This window comes from Streptomyces sp. NPDC059256 (assembly GCF_042753785.1).
Lineage (GTDB): Bacteria > Actinomycetota > Actinomycetes > Streptomycetales > Streptomycetaceae > Streptomyces.
This window is the reverse complement of record NZ_JBHYZO010000015.1, coordinates 111,942-135,923: the sequence shown is the minus strand read 5'-3', so window position 1 is coordinate 135,923 and position 23,982 is coordinate 111,942. Positions and strand designations below refer to the sequence as shown.

Annotated in this window: 1 protein-coding gene; it reads right to left on the bottom strand. The window is 66.4% G+C overall.

Annotated elements, in window-relative coordinates; all coding sequences use genetic code 11:
* Positions 1–35: 35 nt before the first annotated feature.
* Positions 36–23,789: a type I polyketide synthase gene (locus ACFXJL_RS26265; RefSeq protein WP_384696288.1), complete on the bottom strand. Its 23,754-nt coding sequence runs from the start codon at positions 23,787–23,789 to the stop codon at positions 36–38.
* Positions 23,790–23,982: the final 193 nt, after the last annotated feature.

The following is a 23,982-nucleotide window of genomic DNA, read 5'->3' as shown; positions in this document are numbered from 1 at the left end:
TTGAGGCTGGCGCGGGTGTCCGGCAGCCTGCTGATTCAGGAGATCCCGAATTCCTTGCCAATGAAATCGAACATTTCGTCGTCGGTAGCTGCGTCGAATCCATCCGTCGCTCCAACACCTTCGATGGGCTCGGTGTCGATTCCGTTTTCAGGGATGCCGTTCGACCACCGGGCCGCCAGTGTCTGAAGGCGCATGCCTATTGCGCTGCGCTGTGTCACGTCCGCCACTGCACTGTTGCGCAACGCCGCTTCCAGACCGTCCAACTCGGCCAGTAGCGCAGTGATCGCCAGCTGTTGGGGAGCAGCCTGGGCCTTCAGATACTCGACGAGATCGGCCGGAGTGGGGTGGTCGAAGACCAGTGTGGGCGGCAGTTTAAGGCCGGTCTCCGTGGCGAGCCGATTGCGGAGCTCGACTGCTGTCAAGGAGTCGAACCCAAGTTCCCGCAAGGTGTGCGTCGGCCTCACCACCCGTGCGGAGGGAAGCGCGAGGACTGACGCAACGTGCTCGGATACGAGGTCGAGCAGCAGTTTGCGCTGTTCGACCTCGGTTCGGCCTTCCAAACGAAGGGTGAGGTCGGATACACCGTTGCTTTCCGGTGAAGGGTTCGCCGTGCCGTGGGCGGAGTCGCTGCCGTTCGCGCCAGCCGTGTTTGTCAGTCCTCGTCCGCCCGGAGTGGGGACGAGTGACGAAAGCAGAGCGGGCAGCTGACCGGCCGTGGCCCTTTGCCGAAGCACCCCCAGATTCAGGTGTATCGGGATCAACGCAGCGCGGGGGTGACCGATCGACGCGTCGAAGAGTTCGAGTGCATCGCTGACGGGAAGTGGCTCTATGCCGCCGCGGGTCATGCGTCCGCGGTCCGTTTCGCTCATCGAGCCGGTAATGCCTCCACCACCGGACCACAGACCCCACGCCAGGGACACGGCCGGCAGCCCCGCCGCATTTCGGGACTGGGCCACTGCATCGAGGCATGCATTGGCCGCGGCATAGTTCCCCTGCCCGGGTGCACCGAACACCCCGGCCGCGGAGGAGAACAGAACGAAGGCGCCCAGATCGCTGTCACGAGTGAGTTCGTCCAGATGGATTGCTGCATCCACCTTGGGGCGGAGCACCCGTTCGGTCTGGTCCTTGGTGAGACCGGAGACGATGCCGTCTTCGGTCACTCCGGCAGCGTGCACAACGCCGGTCAGCGGATGCTTTGGCGAAATCTCTGACAGGAGTTTCGCAAGTGCCACCCGATCCGATACATCGCAGGCCACAACGGTCACATTTGCCCCGTCGACGGCCAGGTCTGCCGCGAATTCGGCCATGCCTTCAGCCGTGCCGCCGCTTCGGCTGGCCAACAGTAGGTGACGTACCCCGTGCTCGGTCACCAGGTGTCGGGCCATGACCTGGCCGAGCTGCCCCGAAGCGCCGGTCACCAAGACCGTACCCTCGGCCGCGAAGGGGGCGGTGCGCACATCGCCGCCCGTCGAGTCTTCGGCCTGTGCCAGTCGAGGAGCAAAGGCGGCGCCTGCTCGAACGGCGAACTCATCACCCGCGGTCTTGAGCAGTTCGGGCAGCATGCGCACTGAGTTGGGGTCACGGTCCGTGTCCACGAGGACAAAGCGTCCTGGATGCTCGGACTGCGCCGAGCGCACCAAACCCCACATCGCAGCCTGAGCCGGTGCGATCACGCCCTCCCTGCCGTTTGCCATCACTGCGTCGTTGGTCACGACAACCAGGCGGGACCGCTCCCAACGGGGGTCTGAGAGCCATTGCTGTACTACGTCGAGAGTTCGGTACACCGCGTTGTGTACGGATGCCACCGAGACCTCACTGTCACTGTGACCAGCGCCGACGGAGACGAGGACGATCGAGGAAGTGGGGTGTCCGCTGCTACCCGTGCCGGGCTCGGAGTTGCTCTCCGAGTATCCGGGCAGATCAGCATGGTACGTAGCGTGCAGTCCGGCCTTGTCCAGGGCTGCTTGTAATTCACTGCTCTGTCCTACGACAGCCCATTCTTCGACCAGTTGGCCCGGAGCGAGCACATCCGTGTCTCTGACCACCAGAGGAAGCGGAGTCCAGTCCAGGTAGTAGAGGGATTCCTGCGGACTCTGTTGCCCTCGCGCCTGATCCAGTTGCTCGGGCGAGACCGGCCTCAGCACGAGGGAGTCCACGGTGATCACCGTCTGCCCAGACGGCTCGATGGCGGTTAGAGCGACCTGGTCTGTGCCAGTTGAGGTGATTTTGACTCGTAGTCGGGTGGCGCCGGTCGCGGTGAGCTGTACCCCGCTCCACGAGAAGGGAATACGCCCCTGCCCGGTGTCCTCCAGCACTCCGGCCACCCCGAGGGCATGCAGAGCCGAGTCCAACAGCGCCGGATGCACACCAAACCCATCAACCACCGTCCCCTCAGGCAATGCCACCTCAGCAAACACATCGGAACCCCGACGCCAAACCCCCCGCAACCCCTGGAACAGCGGACCATAACCAAACCCAAGACCGGACAACCGCTCATACACACCGTCGATGTTCATCGAATCGGAGTCATGGAACGGCCAGTCGTTGGATCCGTCCAAGAATGACGGACCGTCCGGTTCCTGAGTGGCCTGACCGCTCGGATCTGAGGCTTGGAGCTTGGCATCGGACAGATAGCCCGTCGCGTGGCGAAGCCATTCGGCGTCGCTGCCCTTCTCCGTGCGCGAGTGAATGCTCACGGCACGACGGCCTGCCTCGTCTGGCCCACCGACAACGACTTGGAATTGCGAGGACCCTCGATCGGGCAGAAGCAACGGAGCACCTAGGACGAGCTCATCCACTCGATCGAATCCCACGTCGAAGGCGGCCTGCACGGCAAGTTCCAGCAGGGCCGTTCCGGGCAGCAATACAACGCCATTGACCATGTGTTCGGCGAGCCAAGGATGGGTGTCGAGGGACAACCGACCCGTCAGCAGCGCTCCATCGCCGTTGGCGAGCACTGCAGTCGCGCCAAGCAGAGGGTGGCCGGCTGAGGCGAGCCCGAACGAGGCCACATCGCTCACTGCTGGGCCTGACTCCAGCCAGTAGCGGTTGCGTTGGAAGGGGTAGGTGGGGAGGTCGATGAGCTGGGCGCCGCGGCCGGTGTAGAAGGTCGGCCAGTCGATCGGGGTGCCGTGGACGTGGAGGTGGGCGAGGGCTGTGGTGAGGGAGAGATCTTCCGCGGTGTTCGGACGCAAGGTCGGGATGGCGGTTGCGTGGTCGAGGTTGGTTTGGGTCAACCCGGTCAGGACGCCTCCGGGGCCGACTTCGAGGAAGACGTTCACCCCCTGCTCAGCGAGCGCCTGGACCGCATCCGCGTAGCGGACGGGTTGGCGGATGTGCTGAACCCAGTACTCAGGGTTTGACATCTCGCCTACGGTGATCGGGCGTCCGGTGACGGTGGAGACGATCGGCAGCTTCGGCTCATGGAAGGTGACACTCTCCGCGACCGTACGGAACGCTTCCAGCATCGGATCCATCAACGGCGAATGGAAAGCATGGGAGACGGTCAGCGCCTTCGAACGACGCTCCCCCAGCTGTTCCACGACCGTGGTGACTGCGTCGTGCGTGCCGGAGAGCACGATCGAAGTGGGGCTATTGACCGCCGCAATCCCGACCTGATCCTCCAGGCCGGCCAGGAGGGGGAGGACATCGGCTTCAGAGGCTTCGACCGCGACCATCACCCCACCCGACGGAAGATCCTCCATCAACCGGCCACGAGCCGCCACCAACCGGCACGCATCCTCCAACGACACCACACCCGCCACATACGCCGCAGCAAACTCCCCCACCGAATGGCCCGCCACCACACCAGGCACCACACCCCATGACTCCAACAACCCACACAACGCCACCTCCACCACAAACAACGCAGGCTGCGTCAACCCCGTACCAGCCAACCCCGACCCATCACCCTCAAACAACACCTCCCGCAACGAACACCCCAACAACCCATCCAACCCGGCACACACCGCATCAAACACATCCGCAAACACCGGGAACGACTCATACAACCCACGCCCCATACCCCACCACTGACTCCCCTGCCCCGAAAACACAAACGCCAGCCGGTTCAGTGAGCGCTCAGAGTCGCCCCGGATCACTCCGTCAGTCACCTGACCTGAGGCGATAGCCATCAGTCCGGCGAGCAAGGCATCACGATCGGTGCCCACGATGGCCGCGCGCTGTTCCAGCACCGCTCGCGATGTTGCCAGAGTCAGCCCGACGTCAGTTGACTGCACATGTGGGTGGGCGTCTAGATGCGCAGCCAGACGTTGCGCCTGTGTCCTCAGGCTGTCCTCTTCCTTCGCGGAGAGCACCCATGTGGCCACGCCTGACAACGGTACCGACTCAGTGGCGTTCAGCGGTCGCTCAGCCTCTGGGGCTTGTTCGATGACGATGTGGGCGTTGGTGCCGCTTACTCCGAAGGAGGAAACCCCAGCCCGACGAGGCCGCCCCTCCACTGCCCATTCCACCGGTTCGGTAGCCAGTTCGACGGCTCCAGCCGACCAGTCGATATGCGGTGACGGTTCATCCACATGCAACGTACGCGGCACCACACCATGCCGCATCGCCATCACCATCTTGATCACACCACCCACACCCGCAGCCGCCTGGGTGTGACCGATGTTTGACTTGAGTGAGCCGAGAAGCAGTGGACGATCCGCTGGGCGATCCTGACCATAGGTCGCCAGCAACGCCTGCGCCTCGATCGGATCACCCAACGACGTACCCGTACCATGCGCCTCCACCACATCCACATCAGCAGAACCCAAACCGGCATTCGCCAACGCCTGCCGAATCACCCGCTGCTGCGCAGGACCATTCGGCGCAGTAAGACCATTCGACGCACCATCCTGATTCACCGCCGAACCCCGCACCACAGCAAGTACCGGATGCCCGAGCCGACGAGCATCCGACAACCTCTCCACCAACAACATCCCCACACCCTCAGCCCAACCCGTACCATCCGCAGCCGCACCAAACGCCTTGCACCGACCATCAACAGCCAACCCACGCTGACGACTGAACTCCACGAACGTGTTCGGCGTCGCCATCACAGTGACACCACCCACCAACGCCATCTCACACTCACCCTGCCGCAACGACTGCGCCGCCAAATGCAACGCCACCAACGACGAAGAACACGCCGTATCCACCGTCACCGCAGGCCCCTCAAGACCAAACGTGTACGACAACCGCCCCGACGCCACGCTGCCGGACGTACCCATTCCTAGATGTCCTTCGACACCGTCCGGTATCACCTGCCCGAGCTGGGAGGCGTAGTCGTGGTACATAACGCCGGCGAAGACACCCGTACGGGAACCACGTACCGAGGACGGATCGATACCCGCCCGTTCGAACGCCTCCCACGACGTCTCCAGCAGCAACCGCTGCTGCGGATCCATCGCCAGCGCCTCACGCGGCGAAATCCCGAAGAAGGACGGGTCAAATTCACCCGCTCCGTAGAGGAAGCCGCCTTCTCGGGTGTAGCTCGTCCCAGCATGATCAGGGTCAGGATGGTACAAAGCCTCCAGATCCCACCCACGATCACCCGGGAACGCACCCACGGCATCCCCACCCTCACTCACCAACCGCCACAAGTCCTCCGGCGACCGCACACCCCCCGGATACCGGCAACTCATCCCCACGATCGCCATCAGCTCATCCCCGACAGGCAGGGATTCCGGGGTGTCCACCAATGCGCCAGAGGCGTTCGGTGTGACGAGTTCGGCCAGAAGGAAGCGGGACAGTGCCTCGGGGGTCGGGTGGTCGAACACGAGGGTCGCGCTGAGCCGTAGTCCCGTAGTGGTGTGCAGCGTATTGCGCAGCTCCACAGCGGTCAGCGAGTCGAACCCGAGCTCCTTGAATTGGCGGTCCGCCACGATCCCGGTGTCGGTCTGGTGGCCGAGCACCGCCGCGATCTGTGTCCGTACCAGGTCCAGGACGACGTGATACTGCTCGGCCGGTGCTAGGGCGTTGAGCTGCTGGGCCAGGGAGAGCGCACCCACCGACTGGGAGGTCGCGTCAAGCATGCGGCGCGCGGGAGTCCGCACCAGCCGACGAAGCATCGGAGACAGCGTTCCATTTCGAGCCTGGGTCTGGAGCGTCCCCATGTCGAGCTGGACCGGGATCACCACGGGCAGTGCGGAACGGCTTGCCTCGTCGAAGAGGGCCAAGCCCTTTTCGGCCTGGAAGGCGATCAGTCCTGAGCGGCTGATCCTGTGGCGGTCAGCGTCCGCCAGGTCCTCGGTGAGCGTGCTGGATTCGGCCCACAGCCCCCAAGCCATTGACAGCGCGGGCATACCCGCGGCTCGTCGCGATTCTGCCAGAGCGTCGAGGACACAGTTCGCTGCGGCGTAGTTTCCCTGGCCGGCGCTTCCGAGCGTGCCGGCCGCGGACGAGAAGAGGACGAAGGCGGAGAGGTCCAGGCCCAGAGTCAGCTCATGGAGGTTCATCGCGGCGATCGCCTTGGGTCCGAAGACCCGGTCGATGCTCGCTGGGGTGAGGGTCGGCAGGGTGCCGTCGTCCACCACACCGGCGGCATGGACAATTCCGGTCAGGGGACGATCGGCGGGGATGGTGGCCAGCAGTTCGACCAGCGCGGCCCGATCAGCGACATCGCAGCTGACCGAAGTTGCATGGGCACCTAGCTCTGCCAGCTCTGCGATGAAGTGCTGGGCCCCTTCGGCGTCCGGGCCTCGACGGCTCGCCAGTACCAGGTGTCGCACCCCGTGCGTCGTCACCAGATGACGGGCAATGAGCCTGCCGAGTGTGCCGGACGCTCCGGTGATCAGAACCGTACCCGTGGAAGAGAACGTGGTTGCCTCGGAAGGATTCCCCGAACCGGTGCGTGATCCCATATCGATGCGTGCGAGACGTGGCACGAGCAAGCGGCCTTCGCGGATCGCGATCTGCGGTTCACCCGTCGCCGCCGCTTCCGACAGGAGTGTTGTGTCGTCGGTGTCGCAGTCGACCAGGGTGAAGCGGCCGGGGTTCTCCGACTGAGCCGCGCGCACCAGCCCCCAGACTGCGGCCTGTCCCATGTCGACGTCGGCTGTCGCACCGTCCTTGTTGGAGGAGGGAACCGCTACGGCGCGTCGCGTCATCACCAGCAATCGGGAGGCAGCAAACCTCTCATCGGCCAGCCACTGTTGGAGGTGGGGCAACACGCTCTGTACGGGGGCTGAGCAGAGGAGGTCGGATTCCGCCCCGGCCCCAGCAACACGAATCGCCACCACTTCGGCCGCCGAGGTCTGGGCAGAGCCGAGTTCCGACAGGGTGTCGAGCACTGCCACGGGTACGGAGGAACTCGTGGTCGATGGTTCGTGCTGCTCCCATTCGATGCGGAACAGTGAGTCACGGTGAGGATCAGAAGCCGCTTTCAGCTGCTCTGGGTCCACCGTGCGCAGTGTGAGCGAGTCCACGGATGCAACCGCTGATCCAACACGGTCGGTGATCCAAAGCGAGATCGAATCGGAGCCCTCAACGGCATGCGCCAGTCTGACTCTTACGGCTTCCGCTCCAGTGGCGTACACACTGACCCCGTTCCAGGCGAACGGAAGCCGTCCTTCATGGCCCGCCGTCAGGAAATCGGCCGCCCCCAGGGCGTGCAGCGTTGCATCGAGCAGGGCAGGGTGAAGGGCGAATCCGTCGATGGAGGCACCTTGCGGCAAGGCGACCTCGGCAAAGAGCTCGTCACCTTGCCGCCAGAGCTGCCGCAGTCCCTGGAACACCGGTCCGTATACGAAGCCGGACGCGGCGAGCTGCTGGTAACTACCGTCGAGATCCACGACAGTCGCACCGATGGGAGGCCATACCTCCGCTGGACCGTCAGCGCCGCGGCCGGTCATGGCGTGGTGGCGATCGGTGTCGGGGGTGAGGAAGCCTGTGGCGTGGCAGATCCACGGGCTCTCTGGCTCGGCATCGGTCGAGCCTTCGGGTCGGGAGTAGACCTTGACTGTACGCCGGGCGCTCTGGTCGGCCGAGATGCCGACGATCAGACGGAGCTGGACCGCTCCGATGTCGGGAAGCACAAGGGGTGCGGCGAGGGTGAGCTCATCCACACGACCGCAGCCGAGCTCGTTGCCTGCTTGGATGCACATCTCCAGGAAGGCTGTGCCGGGCAGCAGGCACACTCCGGATACGGAGTGGTCGGCTAGCCACGGGTGCGTAGTGAGGGAGAGGCGGCCCGAGAACAGGGATCCTCCGCCGTCGGGCATTACGGTCATGGCGCCGAGGAGCTCGTGATGGGTCGCGGTCAGCCCTGCGGCAGCGATACCACCGCGGGGAGCCGGAACATCCAGCCAGTAGCGGTTGCGTTGGAAGGGGTAGGTGGGGAGGTCGATGAGCTGGGCGCCGCGGCCGGTGTAGAAGGCGGGCCAGTCGATGACAGTGCCGTGGACGTGGAGGTGGGCGAGGGCTGTGGTGAGCGAGAGGTCTTCCGCGGTGTTCGGGCGGAGGGTGGGGATGGCGGTTGCCTGGTCGAGGTTGGTTTGAGTCAACCCGGTCAGGACACCTCCAGGGCCCACCTCAAGGAAGACATTCACCCCCTGCTCAGCCAGAGCCTGAACCGCATCCGCATAGCGGACCGGCTGGCGAATGTGCTGAACCCAGTACTCAGGGTTCGACATCTCACCTGCGGTGATCAGGCGGCCGGTGACCGTAGAGACGATCGGCAGCTTCGGCTCATGGAAGGTGACACTCTTCGCGACCGAACGGAACGCGTCCAGCATCGGAACCATCAACGGCGAATGGAAAGCATGGGAGACCGTCAGCGCCTTCGAACGACGCTCCCCCAACTGTTCCACGACCGTGGTGACCGTATCCTCCACGCCGGAGAGCACGATCGAGGTGGGGCTATTGATTGCGGCGATCCCGACAGAGTGTTCCAGGCCGGCCAAGAGGGGGAGGACATCGGCTTCAGAGGTTTCGACCGCGACCATCACCCCACCCGGCGGAAGGTCCTCCATCAACCGGCCACGAGCCACCACCAAGCGGCACGCATCCTCCAACGACACCACCCCCGCCACATAGGCGACAGCGAACTCACCCACCGAATGACCCGCCACCACACCCGGCACCACACCCCACGACTCCAACAACCCACACAACGCCACCTCCACCACAAACAACGCAGGCTGCGTCAACCCCGTACCAGCCAACCCCGACCCATCACCCTCAAACAGCACCTCCCGCAACGAACACCCCAACAACCCATCCAACCCTGCACACACAGTGTCAAACACATCCGCAAACACCGGGAACGACTCATACAACCCACGCCCCATACCCCACCACTGACTCCCCTGCCCCGAAAACACAAACGCAGGCTTCTCCGCCCCGCCTATGAGTCCCTTCGAGGGGTCTGTGCGTTGCACAGCGTGAGGGTTGACCCGGCCCGCCGCGATGGCCTCGATGCCTTCCATCAACTCATCGCGGCCGGCTCCGATTGCCACGGACCGGTGGCCCAATGCTGCCCTTGATGTCGCAAGAGAGAGGCCCACATCGACCAGTCGGACGTCTCCATGCTCAGCCATGTGGGCCAGCAGGCGCTGTGCTTGTTCACGAAGTGCCGGCTCAGTCTCAGCCGATAGGAGCCAAGCGGTGGGGGTGTCCTGGGAAGGCACCTCTGTGGAAGCAGATTCGGCCTCTGGTTCGACCTCTGAGGCTTGTTCGATGACGATGTGGGCGTTGGTGCCGCTCACTCCGAAGGAGGAAACCCCTGCCCGACGAGGCCGCCCTTCCGCTACCCATTCCACCGGCTCGGTAGCCAGCTCCACCGCACCAGCCGACCAGTCGATATGCGGAGACGGCTCATCCACATGCAACGTACGCGGCACCACACCATGCCGCATCGCCATCACCATCTTGATCACACCACCCACACCCGCAGCCGCCTGCGTATGACCAATGTTCGACTTCAACGAACCAAGCAGCAACGGACGACCCGCCGGCCGATCCTGACCATAAGTTGCCAACAACGCCTGCGCCTCAATCGGATCACCCAACGACGTACCCGTACCATGCGCCTCCACCACATCCACATCAGCCGAACCCAAACCGGCATTCGCCAACGCTTGGCGAATCACCCGCTGCTGCGCAGGACCATTCGGCGCAGTAAGACCATTCGACGCACCATCCTGATTCACCGCCGAACCCCGCACCACAGCCAACACCCGATGCCCCAACCGACGAGCATCCGACAACCGCTCCACCAACAACATCCCCACACCCTCAGCCCAACCCGTACCATCCGCAGCCGCACCAAACGCCTTGCACCGACCATCAACAGCCAACCCACGCTGACGACTGAACTCCACGAACGTGTTCGGCGTCGCCATCACAGTGACACCACCCACCAATGCCATCTCACACTCACCCTGCCGCAACGACTGCGCCGCCAAATGCAACGCCACCAACGACGAAGAACACGCCGTATCCACCGTCACCGCAGGCCCCTCAAGACCAAACGTGTAAGCAACACGACCGGAGGCGATGCTTCCCGCGCTGCCATTGACTAGATAGCCCTCAAGCCCCTCAGGTGCGGTAGAGAGTCGAGAGCCGTAGTCGTGGTACATCACACCGGCGAAGACACCCGTACGGGAACCACGTACCGAGGAGGGATCGATACCCGCCCGTTCGAACGCCTCCCACGACGTCTCCAGCAGCAACCGCTGCTGCGGATCCATCGCCAGCGCCTCACGCGGCGAGATCTCGAAGAAGTCGGGATCGAACTGGGCGGCGTCATGGAGGAAGCCGCCTTCTCGGGTGTAGCTCGTCCCAGCATGATCAGGGTCAGGATGGTACAAAGCCTCCAGATCCCACCCACGATCACCCGGGAACGCACCCACGGCATCCCCACCCTCACTCACCAACCGCCACAAGTCCTCCGGCGACCGCACACCCCCCGGATACCGGCAACTCATCCCCACGATCGCCATCAGCTCATCCCCGACCGCGGAGGTCGACTCGGGAAGGTTGCGGACAGGGCTCCCCGATGGGGCCGATCCCGACCGGTCACCCAGGATCTCGCCGCGGAGGAATCGAGTGAGAGCGATGGGGGTGGGGTGATCGAAGACGAGCGTGGCGGGCAGGCGAGTGCCGGTTGCGGCATTCAGCAGGTTCCTGAGTTCCACGGCCGTGAGCGAATCGAAGCCGAGTTCCTTGAAGGCCCGCCCGGGTTCGATCTCGTTGGGAGAGGTATGACCGAGGACATTCGCTATCTGACGGCGCACCAGGTCTATCAGTAGACGGTCCTGTTCGGCTTCCGGCAGTGCGACCAGATCGTCCGCAAGGGTGGCGGCCCGGTCGGCGATCCCGCTCGGCGTGACGCCGCCCCGCGTGGCCCGGGCCATCCGCGTCGGTGCCTTCACGAGTCCGCGAAGTAGTGCAGGGACCTGGCCCTCGGCAGCCTGTGTCCGAAGACCTGACTTGTCCAGCGCAGCCGGATAGAGAACGTCTTCCCGGCTCAAGCAGGCCGCGTCGAACAGGGCGAGGCCCTGTGAGGAGTCCATGGCGACGAGGCCCATCCGGCGGATTCGCGCATGATCTGCGGTGTCGAGCACACCCGTCATGCCGCTGTCATCGGCCCAGAGTCCCCAGGCCAGCGATATGGCGGGCAGTCCGGCTGCCCGGCGTTGCTGGGCCAGAGCGTCCAGATAGGCATTGGCGGCGGCGTAGTTCCCCTGCCCTGCTCCGCCGAGGGTGGCCGAGATGGAGGAGAACAGGACGAATGCGGAGAGGTCGAGGCCGGAGGTGAGCTCGTGGAGGTTGAGTGCCGCGTCGATCTTCGGGCGGAACACACTGTCGAGTCGATCGGGGGTGAGTGCGCCGATGGTGCCGTCGTCCGTCACTCCCGCGACATGCACCACGGCGGTCAACGGGTGCTCGGCTGGGATGGCATCGAGCAGGGCACCCAGTTCCGTACGGTCGGCGATGTCGCACGCCACGGTGATGGCCTCGGCTCCCAGTGCGGTGAGCTCCTCGGTGAACTCCTGGGAGCCCACAGCATCCGGGCCTCGACGGCTCGCCAGTACCAGGTGTCGCACCCCGTGTGTCGTCACCAGATGACGGGCGAGGAGGCGGCCCAACGTACCGGTCGCTCCGGTGATGAGAGTGGTGCCCTCAGCCGGGAACGTGCTGTCCGTGCCGTCGGCCTCACTATGGGGCGCCCTGGTGAGACGGGGCAGAAGGACGCGGCCGGAGCGCATGGCGATCTGCGGCTCCTCCATGGCCAGCGCCGGGTGGAGGGACGACAGATCATCGTCGTCGGTGTCCACGAGGATGAGGCGACCGGGGTTCTCCGACTGAGCCGCGCGCACCAGCCCCCAGACCGCGGCCTGGGCAGGATCGAGTATCGAGCGCTCCTCGGCGGAGACGGCGACCGCGCGACGGGTGACCAGGACGAGTCGCGCCGAGTCGAAGCGCGTGTCCGTCAACCATTCCTGGAGGAGCAGCAGGGTCCCGTGAGTGGTGGCGCGGATGGTTTGGGCAGTTGACGCCGTATCCGAGGATTCGTCGGTAGCCGTTGTGACCCTGGCGATGACGAAGTCGGTCTCCGGTACTGCGTCGACGGGGTTGAGATCGGCGAGGTCGATGAGCCGGGTGGACGCATGGGGCGTGCCCGGTTCGCCCTGGACCCAGTCCAGGCGGAACAGCGCATCCTGCTCGATTGACGTGGTGGACTTCAGTTGTTCTGCCGTCACAGGGCGTAGGACGAGACTGCCGATCGATGCGATGGGGTGTCCGGACCCGTCGGCGATCAGAACGGACACGGTGTCCGTACCCACCGGGGTGAGTTCGATCCGTACGGTGTCGGCGCCGACTGCCGACTGCCTCACTTCGCCCCAGGAGAAGGGGAGCAGGCCCTGCCCCGTTTCGGACCCGGAGAGCAGACCGAGCCATGAGGCGTGGAGGGCAGCATCCAGCAGGGCCGGATGGAGTCCGTAGGCGGGAGCTTCCGTAGCTGCGTCTTCGGGGAGGGCCGCCTCCGCGAACAGGGTGTTTCCCTGCCGCCACGCGGCTTTCAGCCCTCGGAAGACCGGGCCGTATCCGAAACCGATCGTGTCAAGTTGGTCGTAGAGGTTCTGTGTGTCGACCTCTTGGGCCCCTCGGGGTGGCCATACGGTCAAATCAGCCGCGGTGTAGTGCTGTTGGTCGAGGGCCAGGGAACCACTCGTGTGTCTGGTCCACACCGTGTTGGTGGGGTCGTCGTCAGACCGCGAGTGCAGGGTCAGAGTTCGGCGGCCGGATTCATCCGCGGCTCCCACGGCCAGACGGAGCTGGGCTCCTCCGTGTTCTGGCAGGACGAGCGGGGCTTCCAAGGTGATTTCTTCGAGCAGGTCGCAGCCGGCCTCACGGCCGGCGCGCAGGGCCAGTTCTACGAAGGCCGTGCCGGGTACGAGAATCACGCCGGCGAAGGCGTGATCGGCGAGCCAAGGGTGGGTGGCCAAGGACAGTCTGCCGGTGAGGACCATACCGCCGTCGGGGAGCATGACGGTCGCGCCCAGCATCGGATGGTCGGTGTCCGTGACGCCAATGGCCTCGGTGTCGAACTGGGGCGGCACCCGTAGCCAGTAGTGCTGGTGTTGGAAGGGGTAGGTGGGGAGGTCGACGAGTTGGGCGCTGTGGCCGGTGTAGAGAGCGGGCCAGTCGATGACAGTGCCGTGGACGTGGAGGTGGGCGAGGGCTGTGGTGAGGGAGAGGTCTTCGGCGGTGTTCGGGCGGAGGGTGGGGATGGCGGTTGCGTGGTCGAGGTTGGTTTGGGTCAACCCGGTCAGGACGCCTCCGGGGCCGACTTCGAGGAAGACATTCACCCCCTGCTCAGCGAGCGCCTGGACCGCATCCGCATAGCGGACCGGCTGGCGAATGTGCTCGACCCAATAGTTCGGGTTCGATATCTCGCCTGCGGTGATCAGGCGTCCGGTCACAGTGGAGACGATCGGCAGCTTCGGCTCATGGAAGGTGACACTCTCCGCGACCGAACGGAAGGCGTCCAGCATCGGATCCATCAACGGCGAATGGAAAGCATGGGAGACCGTCAGCGCCTTCGAACGGCGATCACCCAACTGTTCCACGACCGCGGTCACCGCATCCTCCACACCGGAGAGCACGATCGAGGTAGGGCTATTAACCGCCGCAATCCCCACCTGATCCTCCAGCCCGATGAGGAGAGGAAGGACATCGGCTTCGGAAGCTTCAACGGCGACCATCACCCCACCCGACGGAAGATCCTCCATCAACCGGCCACGAGCCGCCACCAAGCGGCACGCATCCTCCAACGACACCACCCCCGCCACATAAGCCGCAGCGAACTCACCCACCGAATGACCCGCCACCACACCCGGCACCACACCCCACGACCCCAACAACCCACACAACGCCACCTCCACCACAAACAACGCAGGCTGCGTCAACCCCGTACCAGCCAACCCCGACCCATCACCCTCAAACAACACCTCCCGCAACGAACACCCCAACAACCCATCCAACTCAACGCACACCGCATCAAACACATCCGCAAACACCGGGAACAACTCATACAACCCACGCCCCATACCCCACCACTGACTCCCCTGCCCCGAAAACACAAACGCAGGTGCAGCAGTGTCCTGAACGCTGCCGACGACGACCTGCGCCGCACCCTCCGTACGCTCATCGGCGGCCAGGGCCGCAAGTGCTCGTAGCAGGTCTTCGGGGTCGGTGCCCACGAAGGCGGCGCGGTGTTCCAGTGCGGCTCGGCCGGTTGCCAGGGACAGCCCGACATCGGCTGCTGTCGGCATCGGCTGGGCTCCGCGGTCAGTGAGGTGCGCATGGAGCCGGGCGGCTTGGGCGCGGAGCGCGGTGGTGGTCTTCCCTGAGAGCAGCCAGGGAAGGGCTGTCCGTGCCGTAGCGGTGGTCGGTGTTCCGGCCCCCGAGCCGGCAGATTCCGAGGGAGCCTCCTCGGTCGCCGGCTCGGGGGTCTGCTCGACGATGACGTGGGCATTGGTGCCGCTCACGCCGAACGACGAGATTCCGGCCCTGCGTACGCGATCGCTGTCGCCGGGCCATGCAACGGGTTCGGTGAGTAGCTTCACCGAACCCGCCGACCAGTCGACGTGCGGGGTGGGCGCGTCGACATGGAGGGTCTTGGGGAGTACGCCGTGCTGGAGGGCCAGCACCATCTTGATCACACCGGCTACGCCGGCCGCGGCCTGGGTGTGACCGATGTTCGACTTCAACGAACCCAACCACAGCGGACGGTCCGCCGGGCGATCCTGACCATAGGTCGCCAGCAACGCCTGCGCCTCGATCGGGTCACCCAACGACGTACCCGTACCGTGCGCCTCCACCACATCCACATCAGCAGAACCCAAACCGGCATTCGCCAACGCCTGCCGAATCACCCGCTGCTGCGCGGGGCCGTTCGGCGCGGTAAGACCATTCGACGCACCGTCCTGATTCACCGCCGAACCCCGCACCACGGCCAGCACTGGATGCCCGAGCCGACGAGCATCGGAAAGCCGCTCCACCAGGAGCATTCCGACGCCTTCACCCCAGCCCGTACCATCCGCAGCCGCAGAGAACGCCTTGCACCGACCATCAGCAGCCAGCCCACGCTGACGACTGAACTCGACGAAATTGCCGGGGGTCGACATCACGGTGACACCGCCGGCGAACGCCATTTCGCACTCGCCCTGTCGCAGTGCCTGTACGGCGAGGTGCAGCGCGACCAGGGAGGACGAGCAGGCGGTGTCCACCGTCAGCGAAGGGCCTTCGAGGCCGAATGTGTAGGAGATGCGGCCGGATACGACGCTGGCGGCACGACCGGTGAGGAGATACCCCTCGACGCCTTCCGGTGCGCGCCCGAGGCCCGATGCGTAGTCCTGGCCGTTGGAGCCGATGAACACCCCGGAGCGCGAGCCCTTGAGGGTGCCCGGGTCGATGCCGGCGCGTTCGAATGCTTCCCAGGCGACTTCGAGGAGCAGTCGCTGTTGCGGGTCCATGGCGAGGGCTTCACGGGGGGAGATTCCGAAGAACGCCGCGTCGAAGTCGCCGGCGTCATGGAGGAAGCCGCCTTCGCGGGCGTAGGTGGTGCCGGGGTTCTGGGGATCGGGGTGGTAGAGGGATTCAAGGTCCCAGCCGCGGTTGTCCGGGAATCCGGACAGAGCGTCGGTGCCGGCCGTGACTAGTCGCCAGAGGTCTTCGGGTCCCTTGATCGAGCCGGGGAAGCGGCAGCTCATCGCAACGATGGCGATGGGCTCGTCGTCCGTGGCACGGGGTGTGAGGGCGATGGTGGCGGGGGTGGTCTGCTCGTGACCCGAGATCTGGGTTTCGATGAGATCGGCGAGGTCGGCGGGGGTGGGATGGTCGAAGACCACTGTCGTCGACAGCCGTATGCCGGTGGCGGTGGAGAGCCGGTTGCGCAGTTCGACGGCGGTGAGGGAGTCGAAGCCTGTCTCACGGAAGGCGCGCTGGGGCTGGATGGCGTCCGCCCCGGAGTGGCCGAGAACTGCGGCGGCCTGGGCACGGACGAGTTCGAGGATCGCTCGGGAACGCTCAGGGCCGGAGAGCCCGACGAGGCGTTGGGCGAGTAACGGTCCGTTCATTGCGGCGGTGGTGGTGTCTGACGGGGTGAGGGCTTGCTGCGCTTCGGGAAGGCGACGCAGCAGCGGGTAGTCCCCGTCGACGGCGAATGCAGGGACGAAGCGTTCCCAGTCGATGTGGGCAAGCGTGAGACCGGTGTCGTTCTGTTCGATGGCGCGCCGTAGTGCAGCGATGCCGAGGTCGGCGGGCATGGGCAGGATGCCTCGGCGGATGAGGTGCTGTTCGGCGTGGTCTCCCATCATCCGGCCGCTGCCCCAGGAGCCCCAGGCGATGGCGGTGGCGGGCAGCCCTTCGGCACGGCGTTGGTGGGCTAGCGCGTCGAGGAAGGCGTTCGCTGCGGCATATCCGCCTTGGCCTCCATTGCCGATGACGCCGGCGATGGAGGAGAAGAGGACGAAGAGGTCCAGTTCGTACTCAGTTGTGAGTTCGTGCAGGTGACGGGCTGCGTCGACTTTGACCTTGAGGACGTTTTCGAGGCGTTCGGTGGTCAGAGCGTCGAGAATGCCGTCGTCGAGGACCCCCGCCGCGTGGATGATACCGGTGAGGGGCGTGTCTGCGGGCAGTGAGTCGAGCAGGCGGCGTAGGTCTTCGCGGTCGGCGACGTCACAGCTGGCGATGGTGGTGGAGGCGCCGATGGCGTTCAGTTCGGCTTGGAGTTCCGAGGCGCCGGGTGCGTCGGGGCCGCTGCGGCTGGTGAGGACGAGATGGGTTGCGCCCTGATGGGCGAGCCAGCGGGCGACATGGGCACCGAGGGTGCCGGTGCCACCGGTGATCAGGATGGTGCCGTGTGGGCGGTAGGGCGTGGGGTCTGGGGTCGGGGTGGCGCGGATGAGACGACGGCACAGGATTCCGGTGGCTCGTACTGCGATTTCGTTCTCGCGGTCGACACCTGTTTCGGCAGCTGTTTCTCCACCTGTGGAGTGTGCGCCGAGGGCCGAGCTGAGAAGGTCGGCAGTGCGTGTGTCGAGATTCTCGGGTAGGTCGATGAGACCGCCCCAGCGTTCGGGGTGTTCGGCGGCGATGACCCGACCGAGGCCCCAGAGCTGTGCCTGGAGTGGGTTGCGCAGGGGGTCGGCGGGGCCGGTCGAGACCGCTCCGCTGGTCACGCACCAGAGGGGCGCCTCGATCTCGGCGTCGCCGAGGGCTTGGACGAGGGTGAGGGTGGCGGCGAGTCCTGCCGTCACCCGGTGGTCGGCCAGGGTGTTCTCGTCGTCGGCCAGGAGGGAGAGCACCGCCGTCGGCGCTGGGGCGTCGTCGGGCCGTTCCAGGAGCCGGACCACCGCCGTACGGTCGGTGTCGGCTGTCGGGTCGAGTGTGATGCGTTGGACCTGGCCGCCTCGGGCGGTCACCGCGTCGTGGATGGCGGTGGCACGTTCGTCGTGCTGACGGCTGGCGGAGGTGACGAGCACAAAGGTGCCGTCGAGGGTGGTCGGTTCACCGCGTCGGGGTTGGGTGGCGGTGGGTGTCCAGGCGATGCGGTAGCGCCAGTCGTCGATCCGAGCGCTCTCGTTGGATTGGCGCCGCCAGTCGGCGAGGTGGGCGACCAGTTCGTCCAGGGATGCGTCGGGGTCCAGATCGAGCGAACTGGTCAGTTCGTTGACGTCAGCGTTCTCCACTGCCTGCCAGAACCTGGCCTCGGCTGCACTGTGCTGGTCGAGGACGGGACTGGCCGAGGTGGAGTGGGCGTCGAGCCAGAAGCGACGGCGCTGGAAGGGATAGGTGGGGAGTTCGACGGTGCGGGGCTGGTACGGGGAGTGCTGGTTGGAGGCTTCGTGGTGCGCGGTGAAGACCGCCGGCCAGTTCACGGCGACACCGCGCGTGTGGGCGTCCGCGAGTGAGGTGAGGAACCGTGCGGGGCCGCCTTGTCCTCGGCGCAGGGACGGAATGACGTCCGCGGCGACACCGGCCGCTTCGGCGGATTCCTGGAGGCCGATGGCGAGGACCGGGTGGGGGCTGCACTCGATGAAGACGTGGTGTCCGTCGTCGAGGAGCTTTCGGGTGGCGGGTTCGAAGCCGACCGTGGTGCGGAGGTTGGTGTACCAGTAGGTGGCGTCGAGTTCCGCGGTGGTGATGATCTCGCCGTTGGCGGTGGAGTACAGCGGGATCGTCGGAGTGAGCGGGGTGATGCCGGCGAGGGCTTCGGCGAGTTCGTTTTCGATGATCTCCACATGGGTGGAGTGGGACGCGTAGTCGACGGGGATGCGCTTGGCGCGTACGTCGGCGGCGGCGCACGCTTCGAGCAGTTCGGCGAGGGCGTCTGCGTCGCCCGATACGACGACGGAACTCGGACCGTTGACGGCTGCGATACCGATGCGTCCGTCCCAGGGTTCGAGGCGCTGGATGACGTCGGCGAGCGGCTCGGGCAGGGAGACCATCCCTCCCAGCCCGGCGAGCCTGGCCAGCAGACGGCTGCGCAGGGCGACGACCTGTGCGGCGTCATCGAGGCTCAGGGCTCCTGCGACGGCTGCGGCTGCGATCTCGCCCTGGGAGTGGCCGACGACGGCGGAGGGATGGACGCCGAGGGAGCGCCAGAGTTCGGCGAGCGAGACCATGACCGCCCACAGCACTGGCTGGATGACGTCGTCGGCACTGTCGATGGCCGGGGCACCGGGTGTACCGCGCAGCACGTCTTCCAGTGACCATTCGACGTGGGGTTGAAGGGCTTGGCCGCAGGCGTGGAGCCGGTCGCGGAAGGCCGGGTAGGCGTCGAGGAGTTCGACGGCCATGCCGACCCACTGGGAGCCTTGACCGGGGAAGACGAACGCGATGCGGCGGCCTTCGACGGCGGCTGCCTGCACGGTCTGGCGGGTGGTACCGCCGGCTGCGATGGCCTTGAGCCCGTCGATGAGTTCCGATCGGCTGGTTCCGATGGCGACGGCGCGGTGTTCGAAGGTCTGGCGAGTGGTGGCGAGTGAGTGGCCGATGTCGGCGGGGAGCAGATGGGGCTGCGCTTCGGTGTGGACCAGGAGGGCGCGGGCTTGTGCGGCGAGCGCTTCGGGGGTTCGGGCGGAAAGCAGCCACGGTACGGCCGGGGTGTCGGTGTGGTTGATGGAGGTGTGGTCGTGGTCGCTGACGTCGTCGGTGCTCGCTTCGGTGTCGGAGGTCATCACCGCGGGGCGTGTTGGTGCGGTGTCCGGTGTGGGAGCCGGCGCATCCATCTCGTCGGGGGCTTCGACCACGGCGTGGGCGTTGGTGCCGCTGATGCCGAACGAGGAGACGGCGAAGCGGCGTGGGCGGCCGGTCTGCGGCCAAGCCGTGGCGTCCGCCAGAAGGCGTACGTGCCCACCGGACCAGTCGATGCGTGGCGACGGAGTGGCGGCGTGAAGGGTCTTGGGGAGTACGCCGTGCTGGAGGGCCAGCACCATCTTGATCACACCGGCTACGCCGGCAGCGGCCTGGGTGTGACCGATGTTCGACTTCAACGAACCCAACCACAGCGGACGGTCCGCCGGGCGATCCTGACCATAGGTCGCCAGCAACGCCTGCGCCTCGATCGGATCACCCAACGACGTACCCGTACCGTGCGCCTCCACCACATCCACATCAGCAGAACCCAAACCGGCATTCGCCAACGCCTGCCGAATCACCCGCTGCTGCGCGGGGCCGCTGGGGGCGGTGAGGCCGTTGGACGCGCCGTCCTGGTTGATGGCGGTGCCACGGATGACGGCGAGCACGGGGTGCCCGTTGCGGCGTGCGTCGGAGAGCCGCTCCAGTAGGAGCATGGTGGTGCCTTCGGCGAGGCCGAATCCGTCCGCGTCGGCTGAGAACGCCTTGGATCGTCCATCAGGGGCGAGGGCGCGCTGTTTGCTGAATTCGACGAAGGAACCCATGGAGGGCAGAACGGTGACTCCGCCGGCGAGCGCCAGGGTGCATTCACCGGTGCGCAGTGATTGGGCGGCCAGATGGAGGGCGACGAGGGAGGAGGAGCAGGCGGTGTCGACGGTGACGGCCGGTCCTTCGAAGCCCAGTGTGTAGGCGAGGCGGCCGGATGCGACGCTGGCGGTGTTGCCGGTGAGGAGGTAGCCGCTGAGCTCTTCGGGTGCCTCGTGGAGCCTGGGTCCGTAGTCCTGGGTCATGGCTCCGATGAACGTACCGGTGCGGGTGCCGCGGAGCGTCTCCGGTCGGATGCGGGCACGCTCCAGGACTTCCCAGCCGGTCTCCAGGAGCAGCCGCTGTTGGGGGTCCATGGCCAGGGCTTCACGCGGGGAGATCCCGAAGAACTCGGGCTCGAAGTGGGGTGCTTCGTGGAGCAGTCCCGCTTCACGCTGGTAGTAGCGGCCGGGCCGACCCGGTTCGGGGTCGTAGAGGCCCTCGATGTCCCAGCCTCGGTCGCCGGGCAGGGGCGCTACGGCGTCGGCCCCGTCGGCGAGCAGTTGCCACAGGGCTTCGGGGGTGTGGATGCCCCCGGGGAGTCGGCAGCTCATGGCGACGATGGCGACGGGTTCGTCCCAAGCGGCGGTGGTGGTGTCGACGTCGGTGGTGCGAGCCGTGCCGAGGGCCTCGGCGATGAGTCGCTGGGCGAGGGAGTGCGGGGTGGGGTGGTCGAAGACGACGGTCTGGGGCAGTTCGAGGCCGCTGAGTTGGTTGAGACGGGTGCGCAGTTCGACGGCGGTGACGGAGTCCAGGCCCAGATCACGGAAGGTGCGGCCGGTGGGCAGGGGTACCGGTCCGGGAGCGCCGAGCAGTGCGCCGGTCGCGGCGGCGATGAGGGCGAGGACCGTGTGTTCGCGTGCGGACTCGCTGAGGGGGGCCAGTTCGTGGCGGAGCTTTGAGGTGTCGTCGACTGTTCGGGCGGCGAGGTCGGTCCGTTGGAACGGGTAGGTGGGGAGTGGCACCCGATCGGTGGGGATTCCGGGGAAGGCCGGTGACCAGTCGACGTCCACGCCCTGTACGTGTGCTTCGGCGAGCGACGTGCGGAAGCGGTGGGGGCCGCCCTGCCCTCTGCGGAGGGTGCCGATGGCGACCGCCCGGCGCCCCGCGGAGGCGGCGATCTCCTCCATCGCTGCCGTGAGCGCGGGATGGGGGTTGACCTCGATGAGGATTTCGTGGCCGTCGGCGAGCAGCGCCTGTGTTGTCTGCTCGAATCGGACCTGGTGGCGCAGGGTCTCGAACCAGAAGCGGGCGTCGAGGGTTCGGCCGTCGACGATGCCGCCGGTGGCCGACGAGTAGAAGGGGGTGTGCGTGGCGCGGGGTTCGATGGTGGCGAGTTCGCTCAGTATGCGTTCTCGAACGTCGTCGACGTGGTGGGAGTGGGCTGCGACGCCCACGGCGATGATGCGGCACCGGACGCCATCGGCTGCCAGTGAGGCATGGAGTTCCTCGACGGCGTCGCGGTCGCCTGAGACGACGACGGACTCCGGGCCGTTGCGGACGGCGAGGCCGAGTCGACCTGCCCAGGGTTGGAGGATCGAGTCCATTCGGTGTGCGGGCAGCGAGACAAGGAGCATGTCCCCACCGCGGGAGCGCAGTTCTGCCAGGCAGTGGCCCCAGGTGGTGATGAGGCGGGCGGCGTCCTTGAGGTTGAGTGCGCCGGACAGGTGGGCGGCGGCGACCTCGCCCAGGCTGTGTGCCGCGTAGGCCGCGGGGCGTACTCCGTGGGCCTGCCAGGTTTCGGCCAGGGCTACTTGGACGGCGAAGGTGGTGGGCAGGCTGACGGCGATGCTGTCGAGTCCGGGGGCCCCGTTGGTCTCCCGTAGGACGTCGGTGACGGTCCATTCGGTGTGGGGGGTGAGTGCGTCTTGGCAGCGCAGGAGGGCGGCGCGGAATGGTGGTGAGGAGTCGAGCAGTTCCACCGCCATGCCGGCCCACTGCACACCGAGGCCGGGGAAGACGAACGCGGCGGGGCGGCTGGTGGCGACGCCTTGGACGGCGTCGGAGGTGAAGCCGTCGTTCGCCACGGTGTCGAGGGCTGTGAGGAGTTGCTCGCGGGTGTCGCCGAGGACCACTGCACGGTGCCTGAACTGGTGGCGGGTGTTCGCGAGAGCGAGACCGACCGCTTCGGGAGTGAGTTCGGGGTGTGCGGTGAGGTGCTCGTGCAGTTGCCGGGCACGGGCGCGTAACGCGTCGGGGCCCGCGGCGGAGAGGGCCCAGGGCAGCGGGTGTTCGATCGCGGTGTGCACGAGTGGGGGTGTGTCGCCGTTCGATGCGGTCTGAGGCTTCGCGTCGTCGGGGATGGGGGTGTCATCCGTTGTGTCGAGCGGTGTTCGTGCTTCGACGGTGGGTACGGGTTCGATGCTGCGCTTGTCGGCGGTCTCGCCCGGCGTGATCGGGCGCTTTCGGCCCTTGCCCTTGCGCCCCTTCTTCTTCGCTGCCTCTGTGGTGTCGGCGGGGGGCTCGGCGGCGGCCTGAGCGGCGAGTGGCAGCAGTCGTCCATCGAGGGTGAGAACACCACAGATGTGGTCACCGTCGGCGAGGGCTCGGGGGTACGACTTGAGCACGGTCGCCCCGTACGCGGTGGCCCCTTCCTCCGTGGTCGTGGTCGTGGTGGGGTCGGGGAGGTGCAGTCCGGGTCCTGCGACGAGGGCCACCGTGCAGCCGTGCTCACGTAGACGGGTACGGGCAGCACTGAGGGCCTGTTCACCCGAAGGAACTCGGTGCACGGACAGCGTGTGGTGCGGGGTGGTGCGGGAACGCCCGGCGGTCGGCAGGCGCAGGATCGCGGCCACGGTCTCGGCGAGGCGGGCGTCACCGCTGAAATCCGCCTCCGGCGCGCCCGCGTTCGGCGGCACGGAGTCAGAGCCGGAGCCCACGCCTGGGTCGGAGTCAACTCCGGAGCCGGAGCTGGAGCCCACGTCTGAGCCGAAGTCAACTCCAGCACCGGAGCTCGTGCCTGAGTCGGCAGGCACGACGAGGAAGAGATCGATGCTCAGGCCCGCGGTTGCCGACGGGACGATGCCCGCGTGTTCCACCGCCTGCCACCACACCTCCGCAGCTGCGGGCCCGTACGGCAGCGCGCTCCGCCAGTCGTCCGCGGTCGCGACCTCTCCGAGCGCATCGGCGAAGAACTCCGTGTCGAACCGCGGAGGGCCGGCGGTGGCGGCCCCGGAACCGTCCGGTGTGTCGGTGGCATCGGTGGCATCGGTGGCATCGGTGGCCACGGCAGCGCGGATGAGGCTCAGCGGCCGAACCGCCGCGCCCACTACCACGATCGTGTCCTCGGCACCGTCCGAGGAACGGTCGCCCGGCAGAGAAACAGACTCAGTCATCGCATGCTCCATGGCCCCGTCGCACTACTGTCACTTGCCTGTCCAGGCGCCTTCGGGCGCGCCTGCATTCCCCGGTGGCTAGACCCGGTTCACCCTGCGGCACATTGGCGTGATTCGGCCAGCTGAACCGCATTCATCAATCGCGCTTGCATCTCTTACCGAACGGAATCCGTTGGATTCTCGCGCGCCCCTA

Bases quoted from the DNA above. Each gene is read 5' to 3' on its own strand.
- ACFXJL_RS26265 (WP_384696288.1), bottom strand. From the start codon at position 23,789: ATGACTGAGTCTGTTTCTCTGCCGGGCGACCGTTCCTCGGACGGTGCC.